The sequence below is a fragment of the Capnocytophaga sp. G1920 genome, assembly GCF_051417515.1.
On sequence record NZ_JBPRKH010000013.1, the window covers coordinates 17,231 to 33,935 of the forward strand.

The 16,705-nt window shown below is 37.0% G+C and carries 13 protein-coding genes; 10 read left to right on the forward strand and 3 right to left on the reverse strand.

The features are described from left to right. Positions 1 to 66: 66 nt before the first annotated feature. Positions 67 to 1,074, reverse strand: a complete 1,008-nt coding sequence (locus tag ACSQ7D_RS08470; RefSeq protein ID WP_437135939.1) for an aldose epimerase family protein — start codon at positions 1,072 to 1,074, stop codon at positions 67 to 69. 83 nt (positions 1,075 to 1,157) lie between these two features. After that, the gene (gene murB / locus ACSQ7D_RS08475) at positions 1,158 to 2,141 is read right to left on the reverse strand and encodes a UDP-N-acetylmuramate dehydrogenase (RefSeq protein ID WP_437135940.1); all 984 of its coding nucleotides are present in this window, start codon (positions 2,139 to 2,141) and stop codon (positions 1,158 to 1,160) included. A gap of 523 nt (positions 2,142 to 2,664) precedes the next feature. Between murB and ACSQ7D_RS08480 the strand changes: the two genes are divergently transcribed. The 8 genes from ACSQ7D_RS08480 to ACSQ7D_RS08515 all read left to right on the forward strand — a co-directional run bounded on the left by ACSQ7D_RS08480 (position 2,665) and on the right by ACSQ7D_RS08515 (position 13,436). Then, positions 2,665 to 4,200, forward strand: a complete 1,536-nt coding sequence (locus ACSQ7D_RS08480; protein ID WP_009411808.1) for a helicase HerA-like domain-containing protein — start codon at positions 2,665 to 2,667, stop codon at positions 4,198 to 4,200. Continuing rightward, positions 4,200 to 4,745 carry a hypothetical protein gene (locus ACSQ7D_RS08485; RefSeq protein ID WP_009418708.1) on the forward strand — a complete coding sequence of 182 codons (546 nt, stop codon included), beginning with the start codon at positions 4,200 to 4,202 and terminating at the stop codon, positions 4,743 to 4,745. The genes ACSQ7D_RS08480 and ACSQ7D_RS08485 overlap by 1 nt, the downstream gene beginning before the upstream one ends. 83 nt (positions 4,746 to 4,828) lie before the next feature. Further along, positions 4,829 to 5,953 (forward strand): 3,4-dihydroxy-2-butanone-4-phosphate synthase, encoded by a 1,125-nt coding sequence (ribB, locus tag ACSQ7D_RS08490; protein ID WP_437135941.1) that lies wholly within the window; start codon positions 4,829 to 4,831, stop codon positions 5,951 to 5,953. A gap of 28 nt (positions 5,954 to 5,981) precedes the next feature. Next, a complete protein-coding gene (locus ACSQ7D_RS08495) occupies positions 5,982 to 6,878 on the forward strand; it encodes a DUF4835 family protein (RefSeq protein WP_437135942.1) in 897 nt (298 codons plus the stop codon). Between the two features lie 5 nt (positions 6,879 to 6,883). Continuing rightward, positions 6,884 to 8,542, forward strand: coding sequence for a DNA repair protein RecN (recN, locus tag ACSQ7D_RS08500; protein ID WP_437135943.1), 1,659 nt, complete (start codon positions 6,884 to 6,886; stop codon positions 8,540 to 8,542). A gap of 44 nt (positions 8,543 to 8,586) precedes the next feature. Then, complete coding sequence (locus ACSQ7D_RS08505) at positions 8,587 to 9,552, forward strand: polyprenyl synthetase family protein (protein WP_437135944.1); 966 nt, start codon at positions 8,587 to 8,589, stop codon at positions 9,550 to 9,552. 60 nt (positions 9,553 to 9,612) lie between these two features. Continuing rightward, a complete protein-coding gene (locus tag ACSQ7D_RS08510) occupies positions 9,613 to 10,143 on the forward strand; it encodes a DUF4136 domain-containing protein (protein ID WP_009418713.1) in 531 nt (176 codons plus the stop codon). Between the two features lie 116 nt (positions 10,144 to 10,259). Further along, complete coding sequence (locus tag ACSQ7D_RS08515; RefSeq protein WP_437135945.1) at positions 10,260 to 13,436, forward strand: efflux RND transporter permease subunit; 3,177 nt, start codon at positions 10,260 to 10,262, stop codon at positions 13,434 to 13,436. A 469-nt stretch (positions 13,437 to 13,905) separates the two neighbouring features. Here ACSQ7D_RS08515 and ACSQ7D_RS08520 read toward each other — a convergent pair whose 3' ends face one another. Beyond that, the gene (locus tag ACSQ7D_RS08520) at positions 13,906 to 14,646 is read right to left on the reverse strand and encodes a 16S rRNA (uracil(1498)-N(3))-methyltransferase (protein WP_437135946.1); all 741 of its coding nucleotides are present in this window, start codon (positions 14,644 to 14,646) and stop codon (positions 13,906 to 13,908) included. A 129-nt stretch (positions 14,647 to 14,775) separates the two neighbouring features. Between ACSQ7D_RS08520 and ACSQ7D_RS08525 the strand changes: the two genes are divergently transcribed. Both ACSQ7D_RS08525 and bshC read left to right on the forward strand, forming a co-directional pair. Then, positions 14,776 to 15,078: a hypothetical protein gene (locus tag ACSQ7D_RS08525; RefSeq protein ID WP_002671767.1), complete on the forward strand. Its 303-nt coding sequence runs from the start codon at positions 14,776 to 14,778 to the stop codon at positions 15,076 to 15,078. 18 nt (positions 15,079 to 15,096) lie between these two features. Beyond that, positions 15,097 to 16,695 carry a bacillithiol biosynthesis cysteine-adding enzyme BshC gene (gene bshC / locus ACSQ7D_RS08530; protein WP_437135947.1) on the forward strand — a complete coding sequence of 533 codons (1,599 nt, stop codon included), beginning with the start codon at positions 15,097 to 15,099 and terminating at the stop codon, positions 16,693 to 16,695. Positions 16,696 to 16,705 lie beyond the last annotated feature (10 nt).

A 16,705-nucleotide genomic window follows, 5' to 3' on the forward strand; every position in this document is an offset into this window, starting at 1 on the left:
TAATAGGATAAAAAAGAGTCTGATGTACAGACTCTTTTTTTTATACTTCTATGTATCTTATACCTTCTACGAAAGGTGCATAAACTTAAATTCAGTAAAGAAATTATATTCTTCTTTAGGTCTTAACACTACATTATCGAACTGTGGATGTTTAGTAGCATCGGCATAACCTTGTGCTTCAAAACAAATTCCTCTGCTTTGCCCTATAGTTTTGCGATGAAGTGGTTGCAAATCAGGCAAATAATATCCTGCATAGATATGCAACACAGGGTGATCGGTACGCACTTCCATTGCCAATGAACCTTCTCCGTTAGTAAGTGTAGCCATTACTTCCTCAGAGGGAATCTCACGTACAAACGAATTATCAGTATGAGCATATACCTTTTGCCCTTTTCGGTAATCCAAACGTGTGCCAGCCACAGGAGGACGTTCACCTGTAGGGGTAAAGAACCCTTCTTCTAACGGTACGTACTTATCGGCTTTTATTTGTAAGGTATTGTTAAGCACATCGGTATTGCTTTCATTGAGATTAAAATACGTATGCTGAGTGAGATTTAAAATAGTAGGTGCATCGGTGGTGCCGTGATAATCAATTCGCAAACGGTTATCGGAAGTAAGCGTATAGGTTACACGCACCGTTACCTCACCTGGATAACCCTCTTCGCCGTCTTTAGAAACATATTGTAAGGTTACTGAAGAATTATCATCTCCCCTATTTACTGCCACTACGTCCCAAAAGACACTATCAAAGCCTACTGAGCCTCCGTGTATTTGATTTTCTCCTAAATTGCAGTTCAATTGTATTTCCTTGCCATCGATAATAGCTTTTCCATACTTTATACGACCTGCATTACGCCCTATAATCGCACCAAGATACGGATACTCTTTGCGGTAAGCCTCACTTACGTACTCTTCAAACGTGTCGAAGCCCAATACACACTCTACTTTTTTCCCCTTTACAGGCACTTTAATAGAGCTAATCACACCACCAAAATTAAGTACGGTTACTTCCATACCTCCCTTATTAGAAAGTACAATAGTTTGTAATTTTTCTTTATGATATTCTTTTTTCATCAATAATTATTTTTTTAGATAAAGATATTGAAATAATGCGAATCAAGAGTTGGATTGAGTTGTATGTAAATAGAGTATATTCATTAAAATATATTCACTTCAAACTCCAAGGCAATACCAAACTTTTCTTGCACTTGAGCTTTTACATAATTAGCCACCGCTAAAATTTCTTCACCTGTAGCTTCACCATAATTCACCAATACCAATGCTTGATGCTTGTGCACTCCCGCATCTCCTTTCCGATAACCTTTGAGTCCTGAGCGATCTATAAGCCAACCTGCTGGCACTTTCACTTCGGTTTCATTTACTGGATAAGAAGGAATTTCAGGATATTGCTGTTGTAGTTTTTCGTAATCAGTTTTTAGAATAATTGGGTTTTTAAAGAAACTGCCACAATTACCCAAAACATTAGGATTGGGCAATTTACTTTCGCGAATGGTTATAATCGCATCGGACAACTCTTCGGGGGTAGGTTTGGTAATTCCTCGCTCTGAAAGGACTTGCTGAATAGCTCCGTATTGCGTGTGCAATTGGTGGTTCTTTTTAGTAAGTTTAAAAGTAACCGAAGTAATGATGTAATTGCCCTTCTCTTTCCCCTTAAAAATAGATTCTCGGTAAGCAAAAGCACATTCTGCATTTGTGAATATGCGTTTTTGCAGTGTATGAACCTCAATAGTCTCACAACTCTCCATTACATCTTTTATTTCCACCCCATAAGCCCCTATGTTCTGTACAGGAGTAGTACCTACATTACCGTAGATCAGTGAAAGATTTTCAAGTCCGCCATAGCCCTGTTGTAAGGTATAACGCACAAATTGGTGCCAATTCTCTCCAGCTTGTGCTTTAAGCCATATGTATTCATCAGTTTCTTTTACAGTGCTAATGCCTTTAAGCAAAATGTGAAACACAGGTTGCGTAATATTTTTAGTGAGAAGCATATTGCTTCCACCCCCTAAAACAAATGGATTGTGATACTCTTGTAACGCACTGATGAGTTCCTTTTCACTATGGATAGGAATATATTTTTCAGCTTGAACTTTAAGGTTAAAAGTGTTAGGTATTTGCATAACTTACGGTCTACTTACAAGTGCAAAGGTATGCAAAAAAAATGAATTAGCAAATGTGAAAAATTAGTAAATTAGCAAATGGAGATTGATGGCTTAGTGATAGGGTCACGAAGAAACGGAAGATAACGGAGAGGTTCGGAAGATGATTGAAGGAGATTTTGGTGAAAAAAGGTTATTAGGAGGGTATGCTTAGCTTATAGGAAGCTTATAGGAAGCTTATACGAATCTTGGACGATTGGTATACAATAGCTATGTAAATAATTAAAAATGAGGAGTTAAGAGTTAATGAAAAACCGTAGTTTTGAGGGAAATAAAGCGACATAAAACGAAAGGAAAGACCGTTGTTTGCTCTTAGTCTGTAAATCTCATAAGGTTATTAACAAACCCTTTTATTGCACTAAAAATAAATTTGTTACCTAATAAATTTTGGCTTTTCAACTTTTTTTTCTACCTTTGTGCCTTGAAAATGCCAACTACCTATCGAATAAGTAAAACACTACTAACAGCTTAAAACTAATAACAAATGGCTAAAATAGATTCTTTTAAAGAAACAATGCTCGCTGGATACTCCTTTAAAGGTGATTACATTACCTTAGGAGGGGCTATCTACGAAGGGCAACCTATTGAAAACGTATTGGTAAATTTACCTTTAAAAACACTTAACCGCCACGGGCTTATCGCAGGAGCTACGGGTACAGGTAAAACTAAAACTCTGCAAGTTATCGCCGAAAACCTTTCTAAAAAAGGTGTTCCTGTATTGCTAATGGACTTAAAAGGTGACCTCAGTGGTATTGCTGAATCTGGTGAAGTAAAGCCTTTTATCTTAGAACGTTTAGGTAAGATAGGCTTAGACTTTCAACCACAGGCATTCCCCACCGAACTACTGACCATTTCGGAGCAAAAGGGTGTACGTATGCGTGCTACTGTATCAGAATTTGGCTCTGTGTTACTTTCACGCATCTTAGACCTAAGCGATGTGCAAGAAGGTGTTTTGGCAGTGGTTTTCAAATACTGCGATGACCACGCACTACCCTTGTTAGACCTAAAAGATTTAAAGAAAATACTTCAATATGCCACTGATGAAGGAAAGACCGACTTCGAGAAAGAGTACGGAGCGGTTTCTAAGTCCTCAACAAGTGCTATCTTGCGTAAAATTGTGGAATTAGAGCATCAAGGTGCTGAACTTTTCTTCGGCGAGCGCAGTTTTGAACCAGCTGACTTAATGAGAACCAATGCACAGGGCGAAGGTTATGTAAACATCATTCGTCTTACGGACATTCAAGACCGTCCTAAGATGTTCTCGACCTTTATGTTGAGTCTTTTGGCTGAAATTTACACTACTTTCCCAGAAGAAGGCGATATGTCGAAACCTAAGTTGGTTATCTTTATCGACGAAGCGCACCTTATTTTCAATGAGGCTTCCAAAACGCTTCTCAACCAATTAGAGAACATTGTAAAGCTCATACGTTCAAAAGGTGTGGGGCTTATTTTCTGCACTCAAAACCCTACCGATATCCCCGATGCGATACTCTCTCAGCTGGGTATGAAGGTACAACACGCTCTGCGTGCTTTTACTGCTAAAGACCGTAAAGCCATTAAGCTGATTGCAGAGAACTATCCTTCATCAGAATTTTACGACACTACCGATACGCTTACTTCCTTAGGAACAGGAGAAGCACTGGTAACAGTACTGAACGAAAAAGGAATACCTACCCCATTGGTAGACACAATGATGCGCGCACCGATGAGTAGAATGGATATCCTTAGTGATAGTGAAATTGAAGCGTTGGTAGGGCGTTCGGAGTTAGTGCGCAAATACAACGAAGTTATCGACCGTGAAAGCGCTTATGAAATCTTAAATAAGAAAATAGAGGACGTGCGGAAAGAGGAAGAGAAGCAAAAAGAAGCTAAGGAAGCCGAAAAAGCTTCTGCTCCTAAGCCCACTACACAAAAAACCACTACTAAGCGTTCGGGTACTAATCCTTTGATAAAAATGGTTACAAGTGCGTCGTTCGTGAGAGGAGTTTTAGGAATATTAAATAAAATCATCAAGAAATAATGAAAAAATACTTTATCATCATTACTGTTCTTTTAACTATTGTGGCGTGTAACAATAAAAAGAATGAGTTCCTCATCACTAATAACAGTGTAGGAGTCCTCCAAAAAGACACCCCCATACAAAAGTTAGATTCTATCTTTGCTAAGGACTCCATAGTAAACTCGACTATGGAAGGAGAGTTGCGTTATGCAAGTGCTGAGCGCATTACTATTTTAGACAAAGAAGGTAAAGAGCTTCTTGAAATTACTCCCACTACCAATGATAAGGGGGACAAAATAGTAGAAAGTGTATTGATATTGTGCGATAAATACGCTACCGAAAAAGGGATTTCGTTACAGAGTACTTTTAAAGACGTAAAGAGCAAATATCCCGATTTAGAAATTGAGCCCTCTATCAGTAGCGTAATGGTTACTCCAAAAGGAAAGAATTACTACTTTACTTTTGATAAATCGGCTCTTAAAACAGCTTTTGACCTTACCGATAATATCTCAGAAGGAGATATTGAGGAAAGTGCCAAAATCGCTCGTATTACAGTTAATTTTTAAGTTGAACGAAGATTAATAACTATTTATAATTTTAACACGAGTGATACACTCGTGTTCATTTTGTATAAAATCAATTGATAAAGATGAACAATATCAAACTAAACAGCATTGAAGATGCTGTTGAAGATATAAAAAAAGGAAAGGTCGTTATAGTAGTAGATGATGAAAACCGCGAAAATGAAGGCGATTTTATTGCTGCTGCTGAAAAGGTAACTCCTGAGATGATTAATTTTATGATTACCAACGGTCGAGGGTTAGTCTGTGCTCCTCTTACTGAAAAACGTTGTGCAGAGCTTGACCTTCCGATGATGGTACAAAACAACACCGTACTACACGAAACTCAGTTTACTGTTTCAGTAGATTTGAAAGGTCAGGGTTGTACTACCGGTATTTCAGCTTTCGACCGGGCAAAAACTATTCAAGCATTAGTAGACCCAAAGACCACTCCTTTCGACTTAGGGCGTCCTGGACATATATTCCCTTTACGCGCTAAAGAAGGCGGAGTGCTTCGCCGTACAGGACACACAGAAGCAGCTATTGACCTCACTCGTATTGCGGGACTAAAACCTGCGGGTATTTTAGTAGAAATCTTAAATGAAGATGGTACGATGGCACGATTACCTCAGTTGGTGGAAGTAGCTAAGAATTTCGACCTTAAAATCATTTCTATTGAAGACCTTATTGCTTATCGTATGCGCAAAGATACACTTGTGATAAAGAAAGAAGATTTCTTGTTGCAAACCCCTTATGGAGAATTCCGCTTGCGCGCCTATGAACAAACTACTAACAAGCAAATACACTTAGCCTTTACACAAGGCACTTGGAAAGCAGATGAACCTGTGCTTACGCGCGTTCATTCATCATTTATCAGTAATGATATTCTGGAAGTTATAGCAGGAGATAAGGACAACCCTCTTGAACGCATTTTCAGAAAAATTAATGAGGAAGGCAAAGGAGCTGTGATAGTAATTAATAAAGAAGGTTATTCGAAAACGTTGTTACAGCACATTACCGAAATCAAAGAACACCAAACAGGGCACCCTCTTCCTCAAGTAGGTAAAGATACCAAAGATATTGGGATGGGAGCTCAAATACTCAACGATTTAGGTATTAGGAAACTTCGATTACTTACCAACTCTAAAAATGCCTCTAATTACGTAGGAATGTCAGGCTACGGTCTTGAAATTACGGAAGAGATACCGTATTAATTAGAATGGGAAGATAGGAAATAATTATATGACACATATTATTATGAGAAAAATAACACTCTTTTTAGCCCTAATTGCCAGCTCATTTTCTTTCTCACAAGAGTTGAATGCCTTGGTAACCGTTAATACACAACAGGTAAATTTAAGTAATCGCTCAGTCTTTAAGACCTTAGAAAAATCTTTACAAGAATTTATCAATCAAACCCGTTGGACAGATTTAAAAGTGCGCGAAAACGAACGTATCCGTTGTAGTTTTACTCTGGTGATTAATAAGTTTGAAAATTCGCATTATGAAGCAAGTCTTTTGGTGCAATCTTCTCGTCCTGTATACAATTCCGCTTATCAATCTCCTGTATTTAACTTGCAAGATAAAGAAGTAGCTTTTGACTATCAAGAGTTTGCTCCTCTTACCTTCAATGAAAATGCCTTTGAGTCGAACCTCACGTCGGTAATAGCTTACTATGCCTATTTGCTATTAGGGTTCGATGCTGATACGTTTGCTGAAAATGCAGGGAGACCTTATTTCTTAAAGGCACAACAAATTGCTAATATAGCACAAAACAGTAGTTATACAGGTTGGGCTGATAATGGTAAAAACAACCGATTCTTGTTAATAAATGAGCTCATTTCAGAAAATTACACTGATTATCACAAAGCTTTATACCAATACCATCGTTTGGGCTTAGACATAATGAGCACCAATGAGAAAGGCGGAAAAGAAGCTATCCAGAATGCTATTATTTTACTTGAAAAAATACCGAGCCTACGGTTGAGCTCCTATGCAATGATATTGTTTTTTAATGCAAAAACTGATGAAATTGCCTCTATTTACTCAGGTGGAATGATTTTTAATACCAAAATGCTAAAAGAAGCCTTAATGAAATTAGCTCCCACCCAAGTAACTAAGTGGAATGAAATAAAATAAGGAATATGCTCAACACTCTATCTATAAAAAATTATGCATTAATTGATGACCTAAAAGTTGACTTCCCTAAAGGCTTTATTATTATCACAGGCGAAACAGGTTCAGGAAAATCTATAATGCTTGACGCTCTTTCCTTAGTATTGGGGAAACGTGCCGATATGTCTGCTTTGAGGAATAAAGATGAAAAATGTGTAATTGAAGCCGAATTTTCTTTGCAAAATTATGAATTTCAATCTCTCTTCAATGAGCTGGAAATAGATTATGACCCTCAAACTATTATACGTCGTGAAATTCTTCCTTCGGGAAAATCTCGAGCTTTCGTGAATGATTCTCCTGTAACATTAGACGTGCTTTCACGTTTAGGTGAAGTACTCGTAGATATTCATTCTCAGCATCAGACGCTTTCTTTAAGTGACACAGCTTTTCAGTTTGAAATTATAGATGCAATGGCTGAAAATAAATCTTTATTAGAGGAATACCAACGTCTTTTAGTACTACTTAAAAACGAACAAAAAAAACTACAAGAGCTCATAGATTTCCAACAGACAGCTAATAAAGAATACGATTACAATCTGCACCAACTCAAAGAACTGAAATCGGTTACTTTAGGAGAAGGCATTTTGGAGGAATTGGAAGAAAGCTATGAAGAAGCCTCTAACATCGAAGAGATAAAAGAAAATGTAGCTGAAAGTTTATATTTACTCAACGATGAAAACATAGGTATTTTGAATAATTTGCGTGAACTGCGTCGCGCTTTTTCAAATCTTACAGAATACAAACAGCAATACCGCGAATTATATGAACGCATTGACTCAGCTTTCTTAGATTTAGAAGATTTGAGTAGAGATGTAGCAGACATAGATGAAAACATAGAAACAGACCCAGAAAATTTAGAGGAAATATCTAAGCAACTCAATAAAATCTACTCACTTCAGCAAAAGCACAAAGTAACAACCGTTGAAGAGTTGATGAGTATTCAAGAGCGTTTAGAGAAGGCTGTTTCTAAAACTGAAAGTGCAGATTTCGACCTTAAAGAACAACAAGAGTTAGTTGCAAAACATCAAGCAGAAACTTCTAAAAAAGCAACTGAATTACACAAAACTCGTGAAAAAGTAGTTCCTTCTCTCACTAAACAATTAGAGAGCTTTATGCACGAATTAGGAATGCCCAATGGGCGTTTTGATATCAAGCTAACACCTACTTCACATTTTTTTAATAACGGAAATGATGAGCTTTCATTTTTATTTTCTGCCAATAAAGGAGGAGATTTTGGACCATTAAAGAAAGTAGCTTCAGGAGGAGAACTGTCGCGTATAATGTTAGCTGTAAAAGCTATAATGGCAGCACATACAGCACTCCCTACTATTATGTTCGACGAAATTGACACAGGAGTATCAGGTGAAATTTCTCAAAAAATGGGTGATATAATGAAACAAATGAGCAAAAACAGACAGGTTTTTGCTATTACCCATTTACCGCAAATAGCTGCTAAGGGTGCTTATCATTTTAAAGTGTTTAAAGAAGATATAACTGGTAAGACGACTACCCATCTTAAAATGCTCACCGAACAGGAACGCATTTCAGAACTCTCAGAAATGCTTGAAGGAAAAAATAGTGGTGAATCAGCTCGTAATCACGCAATAGAGCTTTTAAGAAAAGGATAAAAAAACAGACAAGTATTAACTTTCTAGACTAATAATAATTTATTATGCTTCCCATTGAAGAGTATAAAACAGCTTTTTTACAGCATATAGAAAAAAAATTTACTCCCAAAGAGCCTATTCACCTCTATGAACCCATTCAGTACATTCTTAACTTAGGGGGAAAGCGTATTCGCCCTATACTTACCCTTATTGCAACCGATATTTTTGGTAAAGACTATCACAAAGCACTTAATGCAGCTACTGCCATAGAGGTTTTTCACAACTTTTCACTTATCCACGACGATATTATGGATAATGCTTTTCTAAGGCGTGGCAAACCTACTGTACATCAAAAATGGGATACAAATGTAGGTATACTTTCAGGAGATGCTATGCTTATCATTGCCTATAAATTATTAGAGGATTATCCTTCAAAAATATTTCAAGAATTAGTAAAAACATTAAGTGAAACAGCCCTTAAAGTATGTGAAGGACAGCAAATGGATATGGATTTTGAAAAGCTACAAGAGGTAAGTATTGAGGCATATATGCAAATGATTTCTTATAAAACTTCAGTTCTTATAGGAGCTGCTTTACAAATGGGTAGTATTATCTCTGAAACCACTAAGGAAAACCAAATAAATATGTACAATTTCGGTTTAAATTTAGGAATAGCTTTTCAGTTACAAGATGATTATTTGGATACTTTTGGAGATGCTTCATTTGGTAAAAAAATAGGAGGTGATATTATAGAGAATAAGAAAACTATACTCTATTTAAAATCTTTAGCACTAAGCAATGAAAAACAACGTGAAGAACTATTGAGAGCATATGCTTTAAATGAAGTTGATAATAAAATAGCAAGAGTAAGAGAGATTTTTCAGATAACAAATGCAGATAAAGCAGTTCGCCAGCTGATAGAAAATTATACTCAAAAAGCTCTTATGATATTAGAGAAAATAACTATAGGAGATGATAAACGAGAATATCTCAAAACTTTTGCCCTACAATTAATGGATAGAAAAATATAAAACGGTATAGATTTTGTGCTTATAAAACAAGAATTTATAACCTTTTAAATAACTTATGATATGAAAAAAACAACTTTTTTTATACTCCTAATTATGGCTGTTGTTCTTAGTTCTTGTGCTAGTGTATATGTAGCTACAGATTATGACCAACAGGCCGATTTTTCTGCATACAAATCATTTGCTTTCTTTAAAGAAGGTATTGATAAAGTTCCTATCTCAGATTTGGATAAGAAACGTATTCTACGAGCTATTGAGCGTAATTTAACTTCTAAAGGAATAACACTTTCTGAAAAACCAGACGTTTTAGTAAATATCTTTACACGTGAACAAGAAAATGTAGATGTATATAACAATTCTCCATACTATTGGGGCTGGGGAATGGGTTGGGGGCCTTTTTGGGGAGGCGCAACCTATAATGTAGCTCGAAGTACAGAAGGTTCTCTTTATATTGAAATTATAGACGCTCATAAACGTGAACTTATTTGGCAAGGTAAAGGTATAGGTAACCTACCTCAAACAACGGAACGCAAAGAAGAAGCTATTAATAACTTCGTAAATAAAATATTAGAAAAATATCCTCCAAAACAGTAAGTTTCACAAATTATTCAAGTACTTACTCATAATAAAAGTTTCCTAAAATATGGAAACTTTTTTTGTTTATTAAGTTTTTTATCGTACCTTTGCCCCCGATTTAGAACAAACAAAAGATGGATTTAATTAAACTTTCTATTAAGCGTCCCAGTGTACTTATTGTGATGCTCTTGTTGTTGCTACTTGGTGGCTTCTATTCGTATAAGTTATTGAACTACGAACTCATTCCTAAGTTTGAGGTGAATGTAGTTACGATTTCTACTGTGTATGCGGGAGCCTCTCCTTCGGAGATTGAGAGCACCGTGACAAAGAAAATTGAGGATGCCGTTTCGGCTTTGGAAAATATCAAAAAGATATATTCATACTCGTACGAAAGCCTTTCAGTGGTAGTAGTACAACTTACTAACGATGCGAATGTAGATAACACCCTTAATGAGGCACAGCGCAAAATTAATGCAATAAGAGCTGATTTGCCCGATGATGCTAAAGAGCCATCATTGAGTAAATTCTCTCTTTCCGATTTGCCTATTGTGTCTATTGGGGTAACTTCTAAGTTATCAGCACAAGAATTGTACGACTTGGTAGATAAAAAAATACAGCCAGAGTTATCACGTGTTCCAGGAGTAGCACAAGTGAATATAATAGGTGGTCGCAAACGCGAAATACGCGTGAGCATTGATGCTAAGAAGTTAGAAGGTTATGGTCTTTCTATTGCTCAAGTACAACAATTGATTGCAGCTTCGAATATGGAAATTCCTGCGGGTAAAATTAAAACTCGTGAGAATAGCACTTCTATACGTTTGCTTGGTAAATTACAAGATGTAGAACAATTGCGCAACCTTATACTTGCTTCACAGAATGGAGTAGAGATACGACTTTCGGATGTAGCTGATGTACAAGACACCGAAGAAGAAGCTACCAAAATAGCGCGTATAGACCAAGAAAATACTCTCTTGTTACAAGTATTGAAACAAACCGATGCCAATGCAGTATCGGTGAGTGAGTTGGTGCGCAAAAAAATGGCTCAAATAGAACAAACGTATAAAAATGAAGGTGTAAAGATGCTATTAGCAGAAGATACCAGTGAGTTTACCTTGGAAGCGGCCAACTCTGTAATGTCCGATTTGATATTGGCAATTGTATTAGTAGCAGTAGTGATGTTCTTCTTCCTTCACAGCCTACGTAATGCTCTTATCGTAATGGTATCTATACCTACTTCTCTCATTGCTACTTTTATAGGTATGTATTTCTTTGGTTTTACACTGAACTTGATGAGTTTGGTAGCTCTTTCAATGGTAGTAGGTATCTTGGTGGACGATGCTATTGTAGTATTAGAAAACATTCACCGCCATATGGAGATGGGTAAGAATAAAGTGCGTGCTGCTTTTGATGGCTCTAAGGAAATTGTGCTTACTGTAATGGCAATTACCTTAGTAATTGTGGTAGTGTTCGTTCCTATTTCATTAGGTAATGCTATTGTAGTAAAAGTATTGCGTGAGTTCTGTTTGACTGTAGCTATTGCTACAATGCTTTCATTATTGATGTCTTTTACAGTAGTCCCTTGGTTGTACTCTAGATTTGGAAAATTAGAGCACGCAAATCCCAATTCATTTTTAGGAAAGATGACCATAGGATTTGAAGGATACCTCAAACGCTTTACACAGTTCTTCTCTGACTTATTGGTATGGGTATTTGCCAATAAATGGAAAACTATTATTTTGGTATTTTTCCTTTTTGTAGGTTCTTGTTCATTGATTCCTACTGGATTTATCGGATCTGAGTTTATGCCTAATATGGATAGAGGAAAGTTTTTAGTGCAGTTTGAATTGAATAAAGATGCTTCCTTAGAGCAGACTAACTTTATGACCCAAAAAGCTGAAAATTATCTTCGTAGCTTAAAAGTAGAGGGTACCAATAAACCTTTGGTAGAGAGTATGATTACTACTGTAGGACAGTCTACCAGTGGTATGGGAGCTTCACAAGCAACCCCTTACAAATCGGAAATACAGCTTACTATTATCGATAAGAAAGAACGTAATGAATCGACTAACGTAATTGCGGCAAAGCTGAAACGCAAACTGAGTCAGTATTTAGTAGAAGCTAAAGTGAAGACTGTACCGGTAGGAATGATGGGAGCTGAACAATCCCCAATTGCTTTGGTAGTTACTTCTGACAATGTGGAAGTAGCCCAACAGTACGCTGAGAAAACAGCTGAGCTTCTTAAAACTGTTGAAGGTGCTACTGAAATTAAGCTTTCCTCAGAATCTGGTAATCCCGAAATAAATGTACAGATAGACCGCGATAAGATGGCAATGTTAGGACTTAATATTGCTACTGTAGGGGGAACGATGCGAACCGCTTTTAATGGTAATGACGACAGTAAATTCCGTACAGGAGATTCAGAATACAATATTAACATAGTGTTTGAAGAAGGTAGCCGTCAGTCTATAGACGATATAGAAAATATGATGTTTATCAACTCAGTGGGACAACAGGTAAAACTATCACAATTTGCGACTATAGCTTACGCTTCAGGACCTACACAGCTGGAACGTTATGACAAATCTCCTTCGGTAACAGTACAAGCTCAATCGGTAGGTCGTCCTACAGGTACTATAGTTTCAGAATGGAAAACTAAGATAGACCAATTAGAAAAACCTGCTAACGTACACTTTGTGTTTACAGGTGACCAAGAGATGCAAGACGAAGGGTTCGGCACCTTGTTTATATCACTCTTTGCAGCTATTCTTTTAGTTTATATGGTAATGGTAGTGTTATACGACAGTTTTTCACGACCTTTTGTGGTATTGTTCTCTATACCGCTTTCGTTCATTGGAGCTTTAGTAGCTTTGGCATTAGCCAATATGTCACTTAATATCTTTACTCTTTTAGGTATCATTATGCTTATCGGGTTGGTTGCTAAGAACGCGATTATGTTAGTAGACTTCGCCAACCACCGCAAGCAAGAGGGGGAAGATACTGTAACTGCATTAATACAAGCAAACCACGCCCGTTTACGCCCTATCTTGATGACGACTATCGCAATGGTAGCAGGTATGATTCCGCTTGCTATTGCCAATGGAGCAGGTGCCGAAGTGAACAATGGTTTGGCGATTGTAATTATAGGTGGACTTATTTCCTCATTATTCTTAACACTTATTGTAGTGCCTTTGGTATACCTTATTTTTGACAATATTGGCAGACGTTTCGGTAAAGGTACTAAGACTGATTACGAAAAACTGATGATTGCCGATTACGAGCACAGAGACATCAAAGGCGAACACGAAGTATAACTATAATTCATCTTATTTTTTACTTATCTCTTAGACGGTGCGAGGTCGTAGCACGACAGGCAGATAGAGCGAGACGCATAGGCAGATAGGAAAAAAACGAACGAACGAATGACGAACGAATGACGAACGAATGACGAACGAATGACGAACGAATGACGAACGAATGACGAACAAATGACGAACAAATGACGAACAAATGACGAACAAATGACGAACAAATGACGAACAAATGACGAACAAATGACGAACAAATGACGAACAAATGACGAACAAATGACGAACAAATGACGAAGGAATGACGAACAAAAGACGAAGGAATGACGAACAAAAGACGAAGGAATGACGAACAAAAGACGAAGGAATGACGAACAAAAGACGAAGGAATGACGAACAGAAGACGAAGGAATGACGAACAGAAGACGAAGGAATGACGAACAGAAGACGAAGGAACGACAGACCTAAGATGATATTAAGTTGAACTAATGTTAGTCAGTTCATTTATTACCGCAACGGTATGGCACGCTACTATGGCTGCTGTTTCGGTGCGTAAGCGAGTATCTCCTAATGAGATAGGCACAAATGCTTGTTGCAAAGCGGTGTTTATCTCATTAGTAGAGAAATCGCCTTCAGGACCTATAAGCACAGTAATACGCTCAGGAAAGGACTTGAGTGCGCGAGAGAGCAAGCGTTTTTCATTTTCTTGACAGTGAGCTATATATTTAGCTGAACTATCTGTTTGCATCGTTTTGAAAAATTGAGCTGATGCAATAGGTGCATTCAGTTTAGGCAAATAGCATTGCAACGATTGTTTCATTGCTGAAAGGAGTATCTTTTCAAAACGTTCTACTTTGATAGTGGTACGCTCAGAATGTTCACAGATAATAGGAGTAATTTCATCAACGCCTATTTCGGTGGCTTTCTCCAAAAACCACTCATAACGTTCATTCATCTTGGTAGGTGCTACCACCAAATGTAAGTAGTAAGGACGGGGAAGCTGAGGAATACATTTCAGTATAGACACCTCACATTGTTTAGGTGTAGCAAAGTCTAATTTTGCTTCAAAAAGAAGTCCTTTACCATTGGTAATATGGAGTATATCGCCTGCTTTTTTGCGCAGTACCTTTACTATATGTTGGCTTTCTTCCTTATCAAAAAAGCAATTTGTGCTACTTGAATGAAGGTTGGAGTGGAAAAATAATTGCATACTCATAATTTTATTTTCTTAGAAAAAATGGGCTTTATTGCGGGACAAAGATACAACAAAATAAAAAAAAGTAGATTTTTTATTTTGTAATTATAAAAATTGACTTACTTTCGCCCCGTGAAAAGTAATATTAATATGAAACGTGTAATAGTAGACTACAACAAACTAACTAATGAGATTCTCTCAATGTTGGTAGAGAAATACCCCGAAGGGTATACAGATGCAGATGTGATTCGTTTTAAGAACGCTAAAAATGAAACAGTTGATGCCTTGGAAGTCCGTACTGATGACACTATATATTTAGTGAAAGTAAGTACCCGCTTAGCTGACACTATGGAAAACTTCGACGAAGATGATGACTTTATGAATAACGAAGAAGATGATATGAGTGTAAGCAATTTAGATATACCTGATGACTCTTCATTAGACGACGAATAATAAAACACTAAAAAGCGTATGATTACCGCTTATATTCCTTATCAAAATATTCGTTTTTTCTCTAAACTCATCACTGATTATGTAGGTGAGAATAAAAAATTACGTCCTTTTTATCATAATTTCCCTTCATTGTTAGAATTTAAAAAGCAAATAGACGAAAAAGCTCTTGATTTTACTGAGGAGAAACGCCATATTTTGGTCAGTAGTTTAAAAGAACAATACGCTGAGGTGAAAACTACTCCGAAAGTACTTAAAAATATCGAACTTTTATCCAAAAGTAATACTTTTACCATCACTACGGGACATCAATTAAGTCTTTTTACAGGACATCTTTACTTCATTTTCAAGATAATTTCGGTAATTAATACAGCTAAACAGCTCGCCGAAAAGTACCCTGATAAGCACTTTGTACCTGTATATTGGATGGCTACAGAAGACCACGATTTTGAGGAGATTAACCACTTTCACTTCAACAATCGCACAATTTGCTGGAATAGCGACCAAACAGGAGCCACAGGCAACTTTGCTACTGACACACTTGAAGCGGTGTTTCAGACTTTTGACAAAGCCATAGGTCTAGGCAAAAATGCTAATACTTTGCGCACACTCTTCCACGATAGTTATCTGAAAAATAAAGATTTAGCCTCTGCCACTCGTTACTTAGTAAATGCTCTCTTCGAAACATACGGAGTTGTAGTAATAGATGGCAACGATAAAGCCCTAAAAAGGCAATTTATCCCTTACATAAGCGATGATTTACTGCACAGTGTGGCACATACTGAGGTTACTAAAAGTATTAAGGCTTTACAGACTGTAAATAGCTCTTATCCCGTGCAAGTGAACCCTCGTGAGGTGAATATGTTTTATCTTACAGAAGGAGGACGACATCGTCTTGTGCGCACTGCGGACGGCTTTGAGGTACACGGTACGGATATTCGTTTTTCTGAGGAGGGGATTTTAGAGGAACTACGCACCTATCCAGAACGATTTTCGCCCAATGTAATCTTACGACCTTTATATCAAGAGGTAATATTACCCAATTTGGCATATATTGGTGGAGGCGGTGAAATAGCTTATTGGCTGGAATTAAAAGGCTTTTTCAATAAGGAGAAAGTACCCTTCCCGATACTAATGCTACGCAATTCAGCAATGCTTATTTCGCAAAGACAAGCTGAAAAACTACAAAAACTAAAACTTTCAGTAGAAGACTTATTTCTAAAACCAGAAGATTTAAAAAACAAGAAAGTAAGACAGTTAAGCGAATTTCCTATAGATTTTACCCCTGAAAAAGAGTTACTACACAAGCAGTTTGAGCATTTATATGAGTTAGCTAAACACACTGATATTACTTTTGAGAACGCTGTAAAAGCACAAGAAGTAAGACAACTGAAAGGGTTAGACAAACTGGAAAAACGCCTCTTAAAAGCCCAGAAAAGGAAGTTTGCAGAGGAATTGGAACAGACTATTTTTTTACAAAATGAACTCTTTCCTAACGGAGCCTTACAGGAGCGTTTTGCTAACTTCACAGATTTCTATTTGATGAAAGGAGAAGAACTCATTCCTGAGTTAATAAAAGACTTTAATCCGTTTGATTTTAGGTTTGTGGTAATACAATAAAAATGTTGTA